The sequence below is a fragment of the Clostridium sp. genome (assembly GCF_026168755.1).
Lineage (GTDB): Bacteria > Bacillota > Clostridia > Clostridiales > Clostridiaceae > Clostridium.
Genome location: NZ_JAPFDR010000104.1, coordinates 1 through 2,107 on the forward strand (window position 1 = coordinate 1; position 2,107 = coordinate 2,107).

3 protein-coding genes are annotated in these 2,107 nt (G+C 22.6%); all 3 read right to left on the reverse strand.

Annotation, left to right across the window (positions count from 1 at the left end):
- Nucleotides 1-192 precede the first annotated feature (192 nt).
- Nucleotides 193-576, reverse strand: a complete 384-nt coding sequence (locus tag Q0Y03_RS15385) for a hypothetical protein (RefSeq protein ID WP_297714661.1) — start codon at nt 574-576, stop codon at nt 193-195.
- 39 nt (nt 577-615) lie between these two features.
- Nucleotides 616-1,137 carry a hypothetical protein gene (locus Q0Y03_RS15390; protein ID WP_297714662.1) on the reverse strand — a complete coding sequence of 174 codons (522 nt, stop codon included), beginning with the start codon at nt 1,135-1,137 and terminating at the stop codon, nt 616-618.
- 103 nt (nt 1,138-1,240) lie between these two features.
- Nucleotides 1,241-2,107: pentapeptide repeat-containing protein (locus Q0Y03_RS15395; protein ID WP_297714663.1), on the reverse strand; the 867-nt coding region annotated here is incomplete at its 5' end.

Here is a 2,107-nt window from a genome sequence, read left to right on the forward strand (position 1 = left end):
ACATTTTAATTTATCGTTCGGAATTAAAATATGAAGAAGAAATTCTTCTTTTTTCTAAATTATATTATATTTTATAAATTAATACAATATAATTTGGAGAAAAAAAGCAGTAAAATTTAATTTTACTGCTTTTTAACTATTCATTTGTTTTCTTATGCTAGGGATTTATCAATTCCTATTTTATCATAAAAACTATACTTTAGTTAACTCTTCTTTTATTTTATCTCGTATTAATTTGCCAATTTTATAATCATCTACTGATTTATCGTATTTATTTTTATATTCTTCAATAACTTCTTTAAAACAATTTTCCTTAACAACCCTATTATATTCTTCCTTAGCCTTCTTCATTTGTAAGTATAATATTTTTACTTTCTCAGAATATTCTTCATAAATATTAGGTTCAAAAAATACTATCATATTTTCAATTTTTTCCTTTTGAAAAATAATCTTATTTAATTTCTCTTTATCTTGACTTTGGATCACTATTCCATTTAATAGTTCAATTAATTTTTTTACTTCATAAGTAAAATTAAAAACATCACTTTTATTAAAACCTTTTCCATTTATTCCCAAAATTTCACCTTCCTATTTCCCTATTATTTATATAGGCTCTTATGAGCCTATATTAGTTTCTATTAAATATATTTTATAGTATGGCTTATTTCCTAATTTATCTTTAACTATATTAATTCCAAATTCATCACTATTTATCTTTTTAAGAGATTTTTCAATTTGTCCATCAGTCATTTCTAAATTCATGGTTTCAAACACTAATACCTCTTTTCCAGCTATTATTTCTGATGAATACTTTTTATTATTTTTTTCTCCAACTTCAATATATCTTTCTAGTATATTTTCTTTTTTATTTTCAAATTCTTCATCTATATTTAAATTATCCTCTTGCTCTTTTTCTGTACCAATAACTTCATCTATATTTGATGCTATTTCTGACTTTTCATTATCTTTTTTATTCTCCATTTGCAGTTTATTTATTCTTACATTTAATACTTGTATCTTTTTATTATTAATAGATAAACTTGTTTGTAATATAAGTATAATTACTACTAAAATTATTATTGTAATTTTATATTTTTTATTATTTTTTAAATTAAAAATATCTTTTAAATATTTCATTCTACTTCTCCATAAACTTTCGTATTTTCAATATATTTAGATAAAGATATACCAGGAATAAATAAATTTATCCTGGTATATTTTAAATTTAATCTGAATATTTTCACATCTTTATTTCTTTTTCTTTTGTTTTTGTTTTTAGCTTGTCCATACTTGCTAAATGTACATCTTTCTCTTGCTCCATCTGATACTCTATTAGATTTAATTTATTTGCTTCAATTGTTACATTATTTATATTAGAACCAATCCACTCGCTATTATTTATTTTAACTCCAGTTAAATCAGCTCCCCTTAAATCAGCAAATATTACACATTGTGTCATATCTGCACCTTTAAAATTTGCATCCCTTAAATCTAAATTAATTAATCTCATACCACTTAGATTTTCATTTTCTAAGTTTAATTGTTGCCCTCTAAGACCATTACTTTTTATCCATTCTTCATGCTCTCTTATTTTTCTCCAAATCTCTTTTTCTTTCTTTTCATCTCTCACATCTAATTTCTCTCTTTCTATTTCATTTTTTAAATCTTCAAACTTATCATTTATAAGTTTAAAGTCACTATCCATATATTTTTCATGTATATTATCCAATATATCTAAATCCTCAATTCCTGATTCAATAGATATAATTGCTCTTACAAAATCTCCATAATTTTCTTTCATTAACTCTTCTATAGTATTTTTCATTACATTAAAACTGACATTATCTAAATCTCTATCCGATAACTGCCAATCATTACCTTCAACGCTTTTTCCTTCCAATTCTTTCGTAATTTCTTGCTCCTTTATTACATACAAGCTTTTATCATACTCTATATTTTCTTTTATCCTATATAAATTTTTATTATCATCAACATATATTAAATTATCTAATTTATAATCTGTACCAATATAAACATCTCTATATTTCCCTTTAACTTTCATTGCTACTACTTCATTTTTTATACTTAATTCTTCATCTCTTTTCAG